The sequence below is a fragment of the Micromonospora parva genome (assembly GCF_040649675.1).
Classification (GTDB): Bacteria; Actinomycetota; Actinomycetes; order Mycobacteriales; family Micromonosporaceae; genus Micromonospora; species Micromonospora parva.
Genome location: NZ_JBEZFX010000001.1, coordinates 899,662 through 915,438, shown reverse-complemented (window position 1 = coordinate 915,438; position 15,777 = coordinate 899,662). Strand labels below are relative to the sequence as shown.

The 15,777-nt window shown below is 73.1% G+C and carries 15 protein-coding genes; 8 read left to right on the top strand and 7 right to left on the bottom strand.

Annotation, left to right across the window (positions count from 1 at the left end):
* Positions 1-10 precede the first annotated feature (10 nt).
* The 3 genes from leuD to AB0C03_RS04035 all read left to right on the top strand — a co-directional run bounded on the left by leuD (position 11) and on the right by AB0C03_RS04035 (position 3,564).
* Positions 11-598: a 3-isopropylmalate dehydratase small subunit gene (leuD, locus tag AB0C03_RS04045; RefSeq protein WP_030335334.1), complete on the top strand. Its 588-nt coding sequence runs from the start codon at positions 11-13 to the stop codon at positions 596-598.
* A 172-nt stretch (positions 599-770) separates the two neighbouring features.
* On the top strand, positions 771-1,439 hold the full coding sequence (locus tag AB0C03_RS04040; RefSeq protein ID WP_030335333.1) for an HU family DNA-binding protein: 669 nt from the start codon (positions 771-773) through the stop codon (positions 1,437-1,439).
* 136 nt (positions 1,440-1,575) lie between these two features.
* Positions 1,576-3,564 (top strand): endonuclease/exonuclease/phosphatase family protein, encoded by a 1,989-nt coding sequence (locus AB0C03_RS04035; protein ID WP_357634061.1) that lies wholly within the window; start codon positions 1,576-1,578, stop codon positions 3,562-3,564.
* A gap of 29 nt (positions 3,565-3,593) precedes the next feature.
* Here the strand turns inward: AB0C03_RS04035 and AB0C03_RS04030 are convergent, their stop codons facing one another.
* From AB0C03_RS04030 to cofC, 5 genes are all read right to left on the bottom strand, one after another.
* Positions 3,594-4,472 (bottom strand): NUDIX hydrolase, encoded by an 879-nt coding sequence (locus tag AB0C03_RS04030; RefSeq protein WP_210865752.1) that lies wholly within the window; start codon positions 4,470-4,472, stop codon positions 3,594-3,596.
* Complete coding sequence (locus tag AB0C03_RS04025; protein WP_357634057.1) at positions 4,460-5,980, bottom strand: CYTH and CHAD domain-containing protein; 1,521 nt, start codon at positions 5,978-5,980, stop codon at positions 4,460-4,462. The genes AB0C03_RS04030 and AB0C03_RS04025 overlap by 13 nt, the downstream gene beginning before the upstream one ends.
* 24 nt (positions 5,981-6,004) lie before the next feature.
* Complete coding sequence (locus tag AB0C03_RS04020) at positions 6,005-8,353, bottom strand: RNA degradosome polyphosphate kinase (RefSeq protein WP_210865754.1); 2,349 nt, start codon at positions 8,351-8,353, stop codon at positions 6,005-6,007.
* A 54-nt stretch (positions 8,354-8,407) separates the two neighbouring features.
* Positions 8,408-8,605, bottom strand: a complete 198-nt coding sequence (locus AB0C03_RS04015; RefSeq protein WP_030335323.1) for a cold-shock protein — start codon at positions 8,603-8,605, stop codon at positions 8,408-8,410.
* Between the two features lie 131 nt (positions 8,606-8,736).
* Positions 8,737-9,381: a 2-phospho-L-lactate guanylyltransferase gene (cofC, locus tag AB0C03_RS04010; RefSeq protein ID WP_210865755.1), complete on the bottom strand. Its 645-nt coding sequence runs from the start codon at positions 9,379-9,381 to the stop codon at positions 8,737-8,739.
* A gap of 128 nt (positions 9,382-9,509) precedes the next feature.
* Between cofC and AB0C03_RS04005 the strand changes: the two genes are divergently transcribed.
* The 5 genes from AB0C03_RS04005 to AB0C03_RS03985 all read left to right on the top strand — a co-directional run bounded on the left by AB0C03_RS04005 (position 9,510) and on the right by AB0C03_RS03985 (position 14,532).
* Positions 9,510-10,247, top strand: a complete 738-nt coding sequence (locus AB0C03_RS04005; protein ID WP_210865756.1) for a lysophospholipid acyltransferase family protein — start codon at positions 9,510-9,512, stop codon at positions 10,245-10,247.
* Complete coding sequence (locus AB0C03_RS04000; RefSeq protein ID WP_210860954.1) at positions 10,244-11,251, top strand: NAD(P)H-dependent glycerol-3-phosphate dehydrogenase; 1,008 nt, start codon at positions 10,244-10,246, stop codon at positions 11,249-11,251. The genes AB0C03_RS04005 and AB0C03_RS04000 overlap by 4 nt, the downstream gene beginning before the upstream one ends.
* Positions 11,252-11,259: 8 nt before the next feature.
* The gene (locus AB0C03_RS03995; RefSeq protein ID WP_210865757.1) at positions 11,260-12,378 is read left to right on the top strand and encodes a cystathionine gamma-lyase; all 1,119 of its coding nucleotides are present in this window, start codon (positions 11,260-11,262) and stop codon (positions 12,376-12,378) included.
* A 144-nt stretch (positions 12,379-12,522) separates the two neighbouring features.
* Complete coding sequence (locus AB0C03_RS03990) at positions 12,523-13,308, top strand: putative protein N(5)-glutamine methyltransferase (protein WP_210865758.1); 786 nt, start codon at positions 12,523-12,525, stop codon at positions 13,306-13,308.
* A 174-nt stretch (positions 13,309-13,482) separates the two neighbouring features.
* Positions 13,483-14,532 carry an ROK family protein gene (locus AB0C03_RS03985; protein ID WP_210865759.1) on the top strand — a complete coding sequence of 350 codons (1,050 nt, stop codon included), beginning with the start codon at positions 13,483-13,485 and terminating at the stop codon, positions 14,530-14,532.
* A gap of 44 nt (positions 14,533-14,576) precedes the next feature.
* On the opposite strand, the gene AB0C03_RS03980 is transcribed toward AB0C03_RS03985, so the two are convergent.
* Together AB0C03_RS03980 and AB0C03_RS03975 are read right to left on the bottom strand one after the other, a co-directional pair.
* Complete coding sequence (locus tag AB0C03_RS03980; RefSeq protein ID WP_030335312.1) at positions 14,577-14,777, bottom strand: DUF397 domain-containing protein; 201 nt, start codon at positions 14,775-14,777, stop codon at positions 14,577-14,579.
* Between the two features lie 5 nt (positions 14,778-14,782).
* Entirely contained in the window at positions 14,783-15,628 is an 846-nt protein-coding gene (locus AB0C03_RS03975) for a helix-turn-helix domain-containing protein (protein WP_030335311.1), read from the bottom strand.
* Positions 15,629-15,777: the final 149 nt, after the last annotated feature.

The following is a 15,777-nucleotide window of genomic DNA, read 5'->3' as shown; positions in this document are numbered from 1 at the left end:
GACCGACGAGATGGACAAGTTCACCACCCACACCGGCACCGCCGTGCCGCTGCGCCGGTCCAACGTGGACACCGATCAGATCATCCCCGCCGTGTACCTCAAGCGGGTGACCCGGACCGGATTCGCCGACGGGCTGTTCAGTGCCTGGCGGGAAGATCCGACATTCGTGCTCAACGATGAAAACTATTCCGGGGCGTCGATCCTCATCGCCGGCCCGGAGTTCGGCACCGGGTCCTCCCGGGAGCACGCCGTCTGGGCGCTACGGGACTGGGGCTTCCGCGCCGTGGTGGCCCCGCGCTTCGGTGACATCTTCCGCGGCAACGCCCTCAAGGAAGGTCTGTTGCCGGTCGAGTTGGAATTGAAAGCCGTCGAAGAGTTGTGGGACCTGGTCGAGGAGGATCCGAGCACCCCGGTGACCGTCGACCTGACCGCCCGCCAGCTCCGGGCGGGGGATGCGAGCTGGTCGTTCCCGCTGGACGACTTCAGCCGTTGGCGCCTGCTGGAAGGCCTCGACGACATTGGACTCACCCTCCGGCACGCCGCCGACATCGACTCCTACGAGGCGCGCCGACTGCCGTTCCTGCCCTCCGTGGCATAGCCGTTAGGTCGCTCGCACAGCGGATTTCACCCCCATCGGTCCAACCGGTGGGGGTGAATCCGTTACGACACAAGGGCTTTTTTCTACCGAATGTTTGTGTCCCGGCAGCACAGGGCATACCGTGCGCGCAGAATGGCTCGCGACGAGTCAGTTGCACAATCGGGAGGAAGTCGTGAACAAGGCCGAGCTCATCGAGGCGCTCGCCGTTCGCCTGGGGGACCGGAAGATGGCGACGGCCGCGCTCGACGCGGTCCTCACCGAGGTCCAGGCGGCGGTCACCAAGGGCGAGAAGGTGGCGATCACCGGATTCGGAGCATTTGAAAAGCGTGTGCGTGGCGCACGAACAGCGCGCAACCCGCGTACCGGCGAGGCGGTGAAGGTCAAGAAGACATCAGTCCCGACCTTCCGCCCCGGCGCCGGGTTCAAGGAGATGGTGGCCAGCGGCAAGGTGCCGAAGGCCACGGTGGCGACGAAGAAGGCCGCCACCAGCACCACCACGGCCAAGGCGGCCGGCGCGAAGGCGACCGGCGCGAAGGCCACGGGCACCAAGGCCACCACGGCCAAGGCGGCCAGCAAGAAGACCGCCCCGGCCAAGGCCAGCAAGACCGCCACGGCGACCAAGACGGCCGCCAGCAAGAAGACCGCCCCGGCCAAGGCGAGCAAGAGCACCACGGCGACCAAGACGGCCGCCAGCAAGAAGACGACCGCGGCGAAGAAGACCGCCGCGGCGACCCGGTCGACCGCGGCGAAGAAGACCACCGCGTCGGCGAGCAAGAGCACGGCGGCCAAGAAGGCGCCGGCGAAGAAGGCTCCGGCCAAGAAGGCGGCCAGCAAGCGCTGACCGACCCGCTCCGCAAGGGCGTCCACCAGTGGGTGGGCGCCCTTTCGGCGTGCCAGGGGCCAACTTCGCGCGTACGGGACCGGCTTCGCGCGTACGGGGACCGTTGACCCGGTTGCCTCGCTCGCGCAGAATCGCCGTGCCGGCCCCCTCCGCCGGCCCGTCGACGGGAAGTGGGGCGCCGGTGCGCTACCGCCAGCTCACCACCGGAACGCTCGCGCTGGGCGTGCTCCTCCTCATCGACGTGCTGCGGGTCTGGCTGCCCGGCATCATCACCATCTTCGGTCAGGCGGCGTCCACCCCCGCCGAGCTGATGGGGGCGTTCGCCCTCGGCTGGTTCGTGCTCGCGCTGGGCGCACCCGCGATGGTCCGCCGAGTCGGCGCCCGCCCGGTCACTGTCGTCGCCGCCGTCGCACTCGCCGTCGCCCGGCTCACCCTCACCGCCGCCCCCGGTGGGCGTACCCAGCTCTGGGTGGCCACCGCCGGGTTGCTCGCCGGCCTGGTCTGGCTGGTCGCCGTCGCCGCCGACACCGTTCGACCGGTCCCGGGCCTGGCGTTGGGGTTCGCTGTCAACGCGGCGGTGCACGCGGTGCTCGACACCGTCGACCTGGTCTGGCGGGGCGACTGGGTGGCCTGGCTGCTCAGCGTCGTCGCGGTGACGGTGTTCCTGGTCGGCACGGCGCAACCGGGCCAGCGCGGCGGCGCCGATGCCGCCCGTACCGGCACCGTTGACGGCCCTGACGGTCCCGCTGACGCCCGTGGGGGCCCCGGTGGTGGCCGGGCCTGGCTGGTGGCCGGGCCCGCGCTGCTACTGGCCGCGATGGTGGCGCTCTCCCCGGCGCTGGCCCGGACCGGGATGTCGTACCTGGTCGGGGACGGGGTGGCCCGTTCGCCGTTGTTCGGCCTGGCACCGGTGCCGGTGGCGGTCGCCGGGTTCCTGGGCGCCGCGTTGACCCGCCCGCCACGAGGGTGGGGCCGGGCGTACGGTCCGGCGACGCTGCTCACCGGCGCGGTGCTGTTCGCCCTCGACCGGGGTGACCTGCTCCTGCCGGCCATCCTCCTCGCCGCGGTCGGTCTCGGTGCGTGCCTCGCCCTGACCGACGACAGCACCGACGACACCAGCGACGCCGCGGACGCCAGCGCCTCCCGCCGGGGGTACGCGGTAGCCGCCGGCATGCTCGTCTTCGCGCTCGGGGCGGTCGGCTACTACTCGGCCTACGACCTGGGCTACCCCAACGCGGCGGTGCCAGTGGTGGTGGCCGTGCTGATCGCCGCCGTGGCGTTCACCGCCCGTCCCGTCGCCCACCGGCTTCCCGGCCCGTTCCCGCCGTTACGGGCCACCGCCGCTGTCACCTCGCTGGCACTGCTGGCACCCGTGCTCGCCGACGAGGTACCGGTGGCCAGCAACCGGGACGGCCCACCGCAACGGTTGACGGTGGTGGCGTACAACATCCGGATGGGTTTCGGGCTCGACGGCCGGTTCGACCTGACCGGCCTCGCCGAGGTCGTCGACCGGCAACGGCCCGATGTGGTGCTGCTCAGCGAGGTGGACCGGGCGTGGCTGCTCAACGGCGGGCACGACACCCTGGACCTGCTGGCCGACCGGCTCGGGATGCCGTACGTCTTCGGGCCGGCCGCCGACCCGGTCTGGGGTGACGCGGTGCTCAGCCGTTGGCCGGTGCGCGATCCGCGCAGCCTGCCGCTGGCCGCCGTCGGCGCGCCCACCGGAGCGCAGGCCCTCGCGGTCACGTTGGACCTCGGCGACGGTGTCCGTACCGCGGTGGTCAGCACCCACCTGCAACCGCCGCCGGACACCGGACCGGTGGTCCAGGCCCGCGCGGTCGCCGACTTCGCCATCCGGTACGCGGCCGGTCGGCCCTTGGTGGTGGGAGGCGACCTGAACACCGAACCGGGCGACGAGGCGTTCACGGAGTTCACCAGGGCGGGCCTGGTCGACGCGTTGGCCACCGCCCGACCGATGGCGACCAGCCCGGCGGACGACCCGCGCCAGCAGATCGACCACATCTTCGTCTCGCCCCAGCTGACCCCCGCTGATCCGGTCGCGCCGCGCAGCACGGCCAGCGACCACCTGCCGGTCGCGGTGACGGTGACCCTGCCGCCCCGCTGACCGGGGCCGGGCCCGGGCGAACGCAGGCCCTACAGGCGGTCGGTGGCCAGCAGCCGGTCGCCGGCGAAGGCGAGCAGCCAGCCGCCGCCCTTCGGCGTGGCGAAGTCCTCATCGGTACGGCCGGTCAGCCGCTCCAGGGCACCGGGCAGGACCTTGCCCTGACTGCACACCACCGCCTGCCCACCAGTGCCCGCCAACTCCAGCAGCCGGGCGGCGGTGGCCAGGATCTGCTCGTCGCTCTGCTGGCCGGGTTGCGGCTCGTCCAGGTCGCCGCAGACCTCGATCGGCAGGTCGAGCAACGCGGCGGCCGGGTCGAGGGTCTGCACGCACCGTCGCGGCGACGCCGACACCAGCCGGGCCGGTCGGATCAGGGCGATCAGCTCGGCCAGTGCGGCCGCCTGGGCCCACCCCTCGGCGTCCAGGGGGCGTCCGACGTCCGGGCCGGACCAGGTGGCCCGCTTACCGGCGTGCGCGTGCCGGACCACAGCGATCGTCGCCGTCACCGACGGCAGCGCGGCGAACGCCGCCAACACCTCGGCGTCGTGCGGGTAGCTGACCAACCGGATCGCGTCGTCGACAGCGAGCCAGCGGATGTCGTCCACCTCGGTGTCCGGTTGGAAACCGCCGCTGGCCACCGCGAGCATCGACCAGTAGTCGACCAGCTTGGGCTGCCCCTCGCTGCGGTAGCGCACCGAGGGCAGCCGCACCTGCGGCACACCCCGCACGTCGGACTCCTCGGCCACCTCACGGACCGCCGCGGCCAGCGCGTGCTCGCCGGGTTCGAGTTTGCCCTTCGGCAGTGTCCAGTCGCCGTAGCGGGGGCGGTGCACCACGCAGACGCGTACGCCGTCGTCGGTCGGCCGCCAGGCCACCCCGCCGGCGGCCCGAATGCCGGTCACGGCAGCCAACTGGTCCGCCGTCGCCGGGTGGCCCGGTGCCAGGCAGCCGGCAGGCGATCCCGCGCCCGGCGCACCGAGGCGCGTTCCCGTTCGGCCAGCCGCCCGGCGGTGACCGCCAGCTCGTGGTCGTCCGGCCGCGCGGCGGCGATCTCCAGCCAGGTGTCCGCCGCCACCGCCGCGTCCTGGTGCTCGCCGAGCACGTCCTGGACCCGGGCGAGGGCGCGGGACAACCGGCGCGCGCCCTTGCCGACCGTCGGGGCCACCGCGTTGACCGCGTACCGGGCCTGCTTGCCCTCCTTGCGGACGGCGTGCCAGCGGTCGTCCGGCGACTGCGCGTCCAGCCCGTCGACGCCGTCCGGCCCGGTCAACCGCCGCCACTGGCGCGCCACCAGCGCGGGGAGCGCCTCGGTGGCGGGCGCGGCCGCCCGGCCGGTGAGTCGGGGCGCGCGGGCGGCCAGCACCAGGGAGTCCACCAGGGCCAGGTAACGCGCGGAGCGCAGCATCTCGTCGATGGCGGTGAACGCCCGCCGCTGCCGTTCGGCGAGCACCTCGTCGAGCCGGTCCACAGCACCCGGGTCGAGCGGGCTCAGCGGATCGGCGTCGGCGGTACGACGCAGCCGCGCGCGAAGCACCTCGGCGTCGCGGGCCGCCCCGAGCACCCCGGCCAACCATCGCAGCTCGGCGCGCAGCGGGCGCGACCAGGTCTTGCGCAGCAACGGTTTGAAGGTGCGCAGATCACTGCGCAGGCGTCGACAGGCCACCCGCATCTGGTGCACGGCGGTGTCGTCACCGGCGGCCGAGGCGCGCAGCCGGACCAGCGGGTCGTGCGCCAACAGCCGGCGGACCTCCTTGCGGACCGACTCGGTCACCACCTCACCGGCTCTCGGCTCGGCGGTCAGCCCGGCCGGCGCGACCAGGTCCGGCTCGGCCCGCGCTGCCGCGCCCAGCGCCCGTACGTGCTTCGGTGTGAACGACCCGCCCCGGGCGCCAGCCTGGCGCAGCACCTCACCGACCCGGTCGAGCAGCTCCCGGTCGCCGGCCTTGCGCTCCACCTCCACCTCGCGGAACGTGTCGGTGGTGGTGCCGGCGTCGTCGAGCACCGTCACCCGGTCGTCCACCACCTCGGCGAGCACCGTGCCGGCCCGGTCGCACACCTCGTACGCGTGCCGCACCGTGCGGACCACCGCCACCGGTGCCAGTGGCGCCCCCCGGTGCAGGACGGTGACCAACTCCACCAGCTCCGGTGGCGGCTGCCGCTTCGGCCCGGGCCGGGAGATCTCGTGCCGGACGCCCGGCGTCCCGGTCGGTAGTTTCACCGTCCAGGGCAGCTCGTCGCCCCGCCGGTGGCGCAGCGACGCACCGGCCCGGGCCAGCCGCAGGTCGACGGTGTCGAGGTAGCGGGCGACAAGCGTCACCGGTGGCAGTGCCCGGACCCGACCTCCGGCCGGGGCGGCACCGGCCAGGTCCGGCAGCACGTAGGCGTCGTCCACCTCGTACTTCTGCTCCTCCTCGACCATCAGCTCAGCCTATGCGCTGCGCGGTCAGCTGGCCGTGCCACCGACGCGGCGCAGCAACAGTTCCTGCAGATGCTCCCGGGCGGTGTCGTCACCGCCGGTACGCCGGGTCCAGGTGCCGTCCCCGGCCAGCTCGAACGCGTCCACTTCGGGGCTCATCGCGGCGGTGAGCACCTGGTCCAGTTCGGCGCGGGCGATCGGGTCGCTCACCTGCACCAGCGCCTCCACCCGACGGTCCAGGTTGCGGTGCATGAGGTCGGCCGAGCCCATCCAGAACTCGGCCTCACCGTTGTTGCCGAACCGGAAGACCCGGGAGTGTTCCAGGAACCGGCCGAGGATCGAGCGGACCCGGATGTTCTCCGACAACCCCGGCACCCCGGGGCGCAGCGTGCACATGCCCCGGATGAGCAGGTCGACGTGGACGCCGGCCTGGGAGGCGCGGTACAGCGCGTCGGTCACCCCCTCGTCGACCAGCGAGTTGACCTTGAACTGGACCAGGCCGGGCATGCCCAGGCGGACGTGCGAGATCTCCCGTTCGATCCGCTCGATCAGCCCGCTGCGGATGCCCTGCGGCGCGACCAGCAGCCGCCGGTACGCGGTCTGCCGGCTGTACCCGGTCAGCACGTTGAACAGGTCGGTGAGGTCGGCACCGATCTCCGGGTCGGCGGTGAGCATGCCGAAGTCCTCGTACAGTCGGGCCGTCTTCGGGTGGTAGTTGCCGGTGCCGATGTGGCAGTAGCGGCGGATCTGGTTGCCCTCCTGCCGGACCACCAACGCGGTCTTGCAGTGCGTCTTCAGGCCGACCAGGCCGTACACCACGTGGCAGCCGGCGCGTTCCAGCGTGCGGGCCCAGCCGATGTTGGCCACCTCGTCGAAGCGGGCCTTCACCTCCACCAGCACCACCACCTGCTTGCCGGCGGCGGCCGCGTCGACGAGCGCGTCGACGATCGGGGAGTCGCCGCTGGTGCGGTAGAGGGTCTGCTTGATGGCCAGCACGTTCGGGTCGGCGGCGGCCTGCTCGATGAAGCGCTGCACGCTGGTGGCGAACGAGTGGTACGGGTGGTGCACCAGGATGTCGCCGTCGCGCAGGGTGGAGAAGACGCTGCGCGGCACCTCGCCCTCGGCGAGGCGGGGATGGGTGGCCGGCACGAACGGCGGGTCCTTCAGGTCCGGCCGGTCCGCCTCGCCGTAGACCTGCCACAGCGCGGAGAGGTCCAGCAGGCCGGGCACCCGCAGCACGTCCTGGTCGTCCATGTCCAGCTCGCGGACGAGCAGCTCCAACATGTGGTCGGAGATGGACGCGGCGACCTCCAGCCGGACCGGCGGGCCGAACCGCCGCCGGGCCAGCTCCCGCTCCAGGGCCTGGAGCAGATCCTCGTCGCGGTCCTCGTCGACCTCCACCTCGGCGTTGCGGGTGACCCGGAACAGGTGGCACTCGACCACCTGCATGCCGCTGAACAGCTGCCCCAGGTGCACCGAGATCAGGTCCTCCACGGGCAGCATCCGGACGCCCGGCTGGTCCCGGTCCACCCGGACGAAACGGGGCACGTTGTTCGGCACCTTGACCCGGGCGAACAGCTCCGAACCGCCGTCCGGGTCACGAACCGCCACCGCCAGGTTCAGCGACCGCCCCGAGATGTACGGGAACGGGTGCGCCGGGTCCACCGCGAGCGGGGTCAGCACCGGGAAGATGTGCTCCCGGAAGTAGGTGCGCAGCCGTTCCCGTTCGGGGTCGCCCAACTCGCCCCAGCGCAGTATCCGGATGCTCTCGTCGGCGAGTTTGGGCAGCACGTCGTCGACGAAACAGGCGGCGTGCCGGGCGACCAGGGCGGCGGTCCGCTCGGCGATCAGCTCCAACTGGGTACGCAGTGGCAGCCGGTCCCCGCCGCGTACCGGCAGGCCGGCGGAGAGCCGCCGCTTCAGCCCGGCGATGCGCACCATGTAGAACTCGTCGAGGTTGCTGGCGAAGATGGCCAGGAACTTGGCCCGCTCCAGCAGCGGGGTGCGCTGGTCCTCGGCCAGGGTGAGCACCCGGGCGTTGAAGTCGAGCCAGGACAGCTCCCGGTTGAGGAACCGGTCCTCCGGCAGCGGCGGGGCCGGGGGCTCGTCGTCGTCCGCCAGCCGGGCGGCTGTCGATCCGACCGGTTGGACCGCACCGGCGGCCGGACCGTCCGCCTCGGTCTGCGGCACCGGGTCGATGACCTCGTCCAGGCCGGAGGAGGCGGCGCCGGGGTCGTCGGCGAGGGTGTCGGCGCGGGCGGCGCCGGCGCGTTCGGCGCGGGACGGACGGAAACGCCCATCGGCGCCGCGCGCGGTGGAGCCGTTGCGGAGGTTGGTGGCGGGCGGGCGGGCCGGTTGCTCGCGAGGGGTGCTCACCCGCTCATAATCACCCGATTACGGTAAACGCAAAATGAACTTGGGCCCGCCGGGTCAGATCATCGTCGGCAATGTCACCCGGACAACCTCGCCGTCGGGATCGGTGTCGATGCGAACCCGCTGCCCGAGGCGGAGAAGCCGCAGCCCGGAGGCGTCGAAGGCCCGCGCGGGGAAGCGCATCTCGGTGCCGTCGTCGAGCAGCAGCACACCGCTGCGCGTCGCCGCGTCGTAGCTGGCCACAGTGCCCTGCATGCTGGCACCGTACACCGGGGGTCCGGCCGGTGGCGCGGCCCGGGCAGGGTCAGCCCACGGAGCGGGCGGGGCAGGGTCAGCCCACGGAGCGGGCGGGGCAGGGTCAGCCCGCGGAGCGGGGCGGGGCAGGCTCAGCCGGTGGCGCGGGCCGGGCGGCTGGCGGCCACCAGCGCGGCCGTGCGCGGCCCCAGCCCGAGCCGGTCGGCTTCGGCCAGGTCCGCGGCGGTGTCCACGTCCCGGCGCAGGCTGGGCCAGTCGCCGTCGAGCGGCAACGCCCCGCTCGCCGCGTGCGCGAGCGCCGAACCCACCCCGAAACGAGGGTCCAGCGGTTTCCCCGGCGGAGCGGTGAGCAGCACCGTTCCCTCGCCGGGTGTGTCCGGCAGGAACCGGCGGACCGTGGGTCGGCTGTTCCGCGCCGCGAGCAGCGCGCCGGTCAGTTCGGTCGGGCGCAGCGCCGGCACGTCCGCGGTGATCCCGGCCACCCAGCCGCGGGCCCCGGCCGCCCCGTGCCGCAACGCGGCGTTCAGGCCGGCGTTCGGCTCGTCCGGCAGCACCCGCGCGCCGGCCGCCCGTGCCGCCGCCGCCACCCGGGCGTCGTCGGTCACCACCAGGACCTCGGTGACCGCCGGGCAGGCCAGCACCGCGCGGAGCGTGTCGGCCGCGAGGGCCAGCGCCAACTCCTCGTGCGGTACGCCGGGCAGCGCGCCGCGCAGCCGACTCTTGGCCGCGGCCAGCGGCTTCACCGGCACCACCACTGCCCACCTCGGCTGACTCACGTCCGCAATCCTGCCAGCCGGACGACGGGACCCTCGCTGGCCGTACCGGGGGCGAGCAGGCATGATTTCCGCTGCGGGTGTCGCGGGCGGGATTTCGCGGCGGGGTTGCGGCGCGACGAGGAGGCACAGTGGCACGGCGGAGGCTGGGGTTCTGGCAACGGTTCGCCGTGGGGCTGGTGAAGCCGGTGATGATCGTCTGGACCCGGCGTACCTGGCGTGGTCAGGAGCATCTCCGCCGCGACGGCGGCATGATCATCGTGGCGAACCACATCTCCCACGCCGACCCGCTGGTCTCCGCGCACTTCATCTACGACTCCGGGCGCTGGCCGCAGTACCTGGGCAAGGCCAGCGTGTTCCGGGTGCCGGTGGTCGGCTGGATCCTGCACCGGTGCCGGCAGATCCCGGTCGAGCGGGGCACCGTGGACGCCGTCCGCTCGCTGGACGCCCTGGTCGCCGCGCTCAACGAGGGCGGCGCGGTGGTGATCTACCCTGAGGGCACCACCACACGACAGCCGGAGCTCTGGCCGATGAAGGCCAAGACCGGTGCGGCCCGGCTGGCCCTGGCCACCGGCGCCCCGGTCGTACCGGTGGTGATGTGGGGGCCGGAACGGATCTTCGACCCGAGGACGACCCGCGTCAGCCTGCGCCCCCGGATCCCGGTGACCGTTGCCGCCGGGGAACCGATCGACCTGAGCCGGTGGGCGGACGCCCAGCCGACCCGGGCCACCCTCGAGGAGATGACGGACACCATCATGTTGCGGCTGCGGGACATGCTCGCCGAGATCCGTGGCGGTACCCCGCCGCCACTGTGGGAGCGACCGGCCCGGTCCACCGTCGGCCGTGAGCAGCGGGACGACGCGGCATGAGCGGTCACGTCGCGGTGCTCGGTGCGGGTTCCTGGGGCACCGCCTTCGCCAAGATCCTCGCTGACGCGGGGCGGGACGTGACGGTGTGGGCCCGCCGCGCGCCGGTCGCCGAGAGCATCCGGGCCGAGCGCCGCAATCCGGAGTACCTGCCCGGCCTGCTGCTGCCCGCCCGCGTCACCGCCACCACCGACGCCGCCGAGGCGATCACCGGAGCCGAGGTGGTGGTGCTGGCGGTGCCGTCGCAGACGCTGCGCGGCAACCTCGCCGAATGGGCCGGGCACCTGCACCCGGACTCCACCCTGGTGTCGCTGATGAAGGGCATCGAGCTGGGCACCACCAAGCGGATGAGCGAGGTCATCGTGGAGACCGCCGGGGTCGCCGCGGACCGGGTGGTCGTCGTGTCCGGCCCGAACCTGGCCCCGGAGATCGCCGTCGAGCAGCCCGCCGCGACAGTGGTCGCCGGGACGAACAGCGCCCGTGCCACGCTCGTCCAGTCGTCGATCCGGACGCCGTACCTGCGCCCCTACACCAACGACGACGTGATCGGCTGTGAGCTGGGCGGGGCGGTCAAGAACGTGATCGCCCTGTCGTACGGCATCGCCACCGCGATGGGCTTCGGCGACAACACCCGGGCCATGCTGATGACCCGTGGGCTGGCCGAGACGGCCCGGCTGGGCGTGGCGCTCGGCGCGGACCCGATCACCTTCGCCGGTCTCGCCGGCATGGGCGACCTGGTCGCCTCCTGCTCGTCCCCGCTGGCCCGCAACCGCACCTTCGGTGAGCACCTGGGCCGGGGGGAGACGCTGGAACAGGCCCAGGCCGCCACCCGGCAGACCGCCGAGGGTGTGAAGAGCTGCCTGGCGATCCGCGACCTGGCCCGGGCGCACGGCGTGGAGATGCCGATCACCGAGCACGTCGAGCGGATCTGCCACGAGGGGATGGACCCGCGCCTCGCCGTGGAGACCCTGATGAGCCGCACCGCCAAACCCGAGTCGTACGAGTGAGGAACCCGATGAGCGAGTGGGGAGACGGCACGCGGTGCGTCCGCGCGGGACTGCCCGAGCCGGCACCGGGGGATTCGTTCCTGCCCGGACCGGTCTTCGCCGCGCCGTACCACCTCGACCCGTTCCAGGGTCAGGGCACGTCGCCGAACGGCTACGGCCGCCCCGACAACCCGACCCGGCGGCTGCTGGAGGCGGCGGTGGGCGAGTTGGAGGGTGGTGACTGCCGGGTCTTCGCGACCGGTCAGGCGGCCATCACCGGCCTGCTGCTCACCCTGCTGCGGCCGGGGGACACCGTGGTGCTGCCCAGCGACGGATATTTCCCGGTCCGGGCGTTCGCCACCGATGTGCTGGAGGCCATCGGCGTCCGGGTGCTGTTCGTGCCGACCGTCGGGCCGTACCCGTCGTTCGAGGGCGTCCGGCTGGTGCTGGTGGAGACGCCGGCCAACCCGGGCCTGGACGTGGTCGACGTGGCCGCCCTCGCCGAGCGGGCGCACGCCGCCGGCGCGCTGCTCGCGGTGGACAACACCACGGCCACCCCGCTCGGTCAGCGCCCGCTGGACCTCGGCGCCGACCTGGTGGTCGCCTCCGGTACGAAGGCGCTCACCGGCCACTCCGACCTGCTGCTGGGCTATCTGGCCAGCCGATCCGCCGAGCTGATCGACGCGGTGACGACCTGGCGGACCACCACCGGGGCGGTACCGGGCGCGTTCGACGCCTGGCTGGCCCACCGGTCACTGGCCACTCTCGACCTGCGGCTGGCGCGGCAGAGCGCGAACGCCGCAGCGGTCGCCGACCTGCTCGCCGGCCGCTCGGACGTCACCGGCCTGCGGTGGCCGGGGCGGCCGGACGACCCCGCGTACCCGGTGGCCTCGGCGCAGATGCACCGGATACCGGGGGTGCTCTCGTTCGACCTGGGCGACGCCGACCGGGTGGGCCGATTCATCGAGGCCGCCCGGCTGGTGGCGGCGGCGACCTCCTTCGGTGGCCTGCACACCACGGCGGACCGGCGGGCGCAGTGGGGCGACGACACCGCTCCCGGCTTCGTCCGGCTCTCCTGTGGCGCGGAGGACACCGCGGACCTGGTGGCCGACATCGCCGCCGCGTTGGACGTGGCCGGGCCGGTCTGAGCTAGGGTGTCGACGGCCGCACCGGCGGCCCCGACCGGAGGAGGTGAGTCCGATCCGCGCACAGACAGGACCGGCCCTTCCTCCCGTGTTCCTGCCGCGATAGCGGCCACGGGAGCGCCGGCGAGCGTTTCCCGGAGGATTCCCATGGCACCACCGTTCCCCACCGACCGTCCTGCCCTCGTGCACCGGCTGCGCACCGCCGGCTGCGTGTACGCCGAGGACGAGGCAGACCTGCTGCTGGCCGCGGCGGACACCCCGGCGGCGCTGGCCGACCTGACCGCCCGCCGGGTGGCCGGCGAACCGTTGGAGTATCTGCTCGGCTGGGCGGAGTTCTGCGGCCTGCGGATCGCCGTCGACGAGGGCGTCTTCGTCCCGCGTGCCCGCACCGCCCTGCTGGTCGAGGCGGCGGCCGAGGTGACCGGTCCGGCGCCGGCCGTGGTCGACCTCTGCTGCGGCTCCGGGGCCACCACTGTCGCGCTGGCGCACCGGCTCGCGCCGCGCTGGCTGGCCGCCGCCGACATCGACCCGACGGCCGTGGCCTGTGCCCGCCGCAACGTCGTCGGGCTGAACGCCGAGGTGTACGAGGGCGACCTGTTCGATCCGCTGCCCCGGCGGTGGCGGGGCCGGCTCGACCTGGTGGTCGCCAACGCCCCGTACGTGCCGACGGACGCGGTGGCGCTGATGCCGCCGGAGGCACGACTGCACGAGGCCCCGGTGGCGCTCGACGGTGGCCCGGACGGGCTCTCCGTGCTGCGTCGGGTGGGCAGCGACGCGGCCGACTGGCTGGCCCCCGGCGGCCACCTGGTGGTCGAGGTCGGTACGACCCAGGTGGACGCCCTCTGCGAGTCATTCCAGAAAGCCGGCCTGATCCCCACCGTCCACCAGGACGAGACCCGGGACGCCACCGCCCTAACGGCCCGCCGCCCCTGAGTCCCCACCCCCATACCCCGGCGATCTTGCAGTTTCGGTTGACGTTACGAGCCGAATGGACCTTATGTCGGGACAGTAAGTGCAAGATCGCGGGGAGGGCGGGGCGGGGCGTGGCGGGGGAGAGGGGTTGGCACTAGCCTCGGCTCACACTCATGACGGCGGGAGGCGGTTTCGGTGGGCAGCGCAGGGGTGCCGGTGGTCGTCGGGTTGGACAACGGCGGCACCAGCAACAACGCCACCGTGCTGACGGTGGACGGTCGCTTCCTGGTGGACGGGCTGTTGGAGATCCCCAGCGAGGTGGGGGCCGGGCCGGAGGCGGCGATCGAGGCGTTGGCCCGGGCGCTGGACGGCGCCCTGGCGCAGACCGGCGTGCCGCGTGACCTGGTCCGGGCGGTCGGGCTGGACACTCCGGGCCCGGCCAGCGCCGAGGGTGTCATCTCCTCGCGGGGCTCCACCAACTTCTCCCAACCGGCCTGGCGCGGCTTCGACGTGCGGGGTGCGTTGGAGCGACGGCTCGGCCTGCCGGTGATCTACCACAACGACGGCAACGCGGCAGCGCTCTACGCCCACCACGTCTACTTCGGTGCCGAGGCGATGAGCCGTTCGTCGGTGTCCGCGATCGTCGGCACCGGCCTGGGTGGCGGGGTGGTCGAGAGCGGTCGGGTGATCGCCGGTGCGGCAGGCATGGCGGGGGAGCTGGGCCATGTGCACATCCCGCTGACCGGGCTGCTCGGCCCGGGCCAGCCGGACCCCACCTGCGCCTGCGGCTTCACCGGTGACGTGGAGAGCGTCGCCTCGTTGACCGGCATCGAACGCAACCTGCTGCCGTACTGGCTGACCCGGTACCCCGACCATCCGCTCGTCGCCGAGCCGGTGGCCCGGGCGGCCAAGCTGGTGCGCGGTTACGGCGAACGGGGAGACGCCCTCGCGCGGGACCTGTTCACCCAGCAGGCGATGGCGTTGGGACGGCTGTTCACGGTGGCGGCGAACTTCACCGACCCGCACGCGTACTTCGTCGGCGGTGGCGTGGTCGAGGCGGCGCCGGAGTTCCGGGACTGGTTCCTGGCGACGGTCCGCGAGCACACGGTGCTCCGTGAGGAGCAGGCGGCGGTGGCCACTTTCGCGTTGGTGCCGGACCGGGACATGGCCGGCGCCCGGGGCGTCGCGATCGCCGCGCTGGAGGCGCTGCGCGCCGCTCCGGAGCCCCGCCCGCTGGTTGCCTGAAGCCGGCGCGGGCCCTCGACCCACGCCGGCTCAGGCACGTCTGGTCAGCGCTGGGGTGGCGCCTGGGCGAAGGCGGCCCAGGCCGCCGTGGGGAACAGCAGCGCCGGGCCGGCCGGGTCCTTGGAGTCGCGGACGGCCACCAGCCTCGGTATCGCGGCAACCTCCACGCAGGCGCCCTCGTCGCCGCTGCGGCTGCTCTTGCGCCAGGCCGCCGCGGCCAACGCCGCTGTGATCATCGGTGTCATCGGTCCTACCGTCCCTTCAGGACTGACAGGAGCATCTCGCGGCTGTCCGCCGGGCTGAGCGCCACGCTACGGAGATGCTCCATGATCTTGGTGCAGGTACGCGTCTCACCGGCGCGGTCGAGGATCATCTGACCTGCGACGGTTTCCACCGACGCGATGATCGGGTCCTCCGGGTCGGCGAACTCCAGGATGTGCAGGGAACCCCGGGTGCCCCGGTGGTAGCCGGCGGAGAGCGGGATCACCTGGACGGTGATGTTCGGCAACTCGGCCATCTTGACCAGGTGCCGTAGTTGCCCGTTCATCACCGACTGCTCACCGACCGGGCGCAGCAGCGCGCCCTCGTCGATGATCGCGTCGAGGATGGGCGGCTGGTCGGCGGTGAGCCGCTGTTGCCGGTCGAGCCGGATCTTGACCCGTTGCTCGACCAGGTCGTCGCCGAGGGTGTGCGGCCCGCCGCGCATCACGCCACGGATGTAGTCAGCGGTCTGCAACAGGCCGGGCACCACCGAGGGCTCGAAGTTGGCGATGGCTGTCGCCTCGGCCTCCAGCGCGATGAAGTCGATGGTGCGGGGGTCCAGCAGGTACGAGTACGACACCCACCAGCCCGGCTTGCGGGCGTCCTTGGCCAGCTGCACCGCCGCGGCCACCTCCTCGGCGCTCACCCCGTACGACGTGAGCAGGGCGCGCACGGTGGCCGGGCTGATCAGGGTCTGGGCGTTCTCGTACCGGGAGAGGGTGCTGCGGGTGCTGTTGATCTCATCCGCCGCGGTCTCCAGCGTCAGCCCGGCGGCTTCCCGGTGGTGGCGCAGGGCGATGCCGAGCCGGCGGGCGCGGGCGGTCTTCGGGGCCATGCATCGATGGTCGCACACATTTGCGGGAACGTCTGCATGAGACAACGTCGATGAGAGTTGCATTCACGGCTGTACACGTGTCAATCTGTTATGGCGTCCTCACCGCCGGTTGTCGTGGCGACGGTGGTGGTGAGCGACCGGAGGGGATG

Excerpts from the sequence above, each read along its gene's own strand:
- leuD (WP_030335334.1), top strand. The coding sequence starts at position 11 with ATGGACAAGTTCACCACCCACACCGGCACCGCCGTGCCGCTGCGCCGG.
- AB0C03_RS04015 (WP_030335323.1), bottom strand. The coding sequence starts at position 8,605 with ATGCAGGGCACTGTGGCCAGCTACGACGCGGCGACGCGCAGCGGTGTG.
- AB0C03_RS03990 (WP_210865758.1), top strand. The coding sequence starts at position 12,523 with ATGGCACCACCGTTCCCCACCGACCGTCCTGCCCTCGTGCACCGGCTG.
- AB0C03_RS04025 (WP_357634057.1), bottom strand. The coding sequence starts at position 5,980 with ATGGTCGAGGAGGAGCAGAAGTACGAGGTGGACGACGCCTACGTGCTG.
- AB0C03_RS03995 (WP_210865757.1), top strand. The coding sequence starts at position 11,260 with ATGAGCGAGTGGGGAGACGGCACGCGGTGCGTCCGCGCGGGACTGCCC.
- AB0C03_RS03980 (WP_030335312.1), bottom strand. The coding sequence starts at position 14,777 with ATGACACCGATGATCACAGCGGCGTTGGCCGCGGCGGCCTGGCGCAAG.
- AB0C03_RS04000 (WP_210860954.1), top strand. The coding sequence starts at position 10,244 with ATGAGCGGTCACGTCGCGGTGCTCGGTGCGGGTTCCTGGGGCACCGCC.
- AB0C03_RS03975 (WP_030335311.1), bottom strand. The coding sequence starts at position 15,628 with ATGGCCCCGAAGACCGCCCGCGCCCGCCGGCTCGGCATCGCCCTGCGC.